At 51.6% G+C, this 258-nt stretch carries 1 protein-coding gene; it reads right to left on the bottom strand.

The window, feature by feature from the left end; all coding sequences use genetic code 11:
- Positions 1-258 (bottom strand): HNH endonuclease (locus tag HBA93_RS21985; protein WP_221724664.1); only part of this gene is annotated, 258 nt, incomplete at both ends.

Raw genomic sequence — 258 nt, 5'->3', positions numbered from 1 at the left:
ATATAGGGTTTTTGTCGCGGCCACATTTGGGCTTTAGCCGGCATCATGCCGCCCTTGCGCAAATTACAAGGCGAACAGGCTGCCACCACATTTTCCCACGTCGTCTCACCACCGCTGCAACGCGGTATCACATGATCGAAAGTCAGATCATGATGCGCACCGCAATACTGACACTCAAAGCGATCACGTAAGAACACATTAAAGCGGGTGAAAGCCGGATAGGTCGGCGGCGCTATATAGGTTTTCAGACTGATAACG

Source organism: Ochrobactrum sp. SFR4 (genome assembly GCF_019730395.1).
Lineage (GTDB): Bacteria > Pseudomonadota > Alphaproteobacteria > Rhizobiales > Rhizobiaceae > Pseudochrobactrum.
Note: the sequence above shows the minus strand (reverse complement) of the source record. Positions and strands in the feature narration are given on the sequence as shown.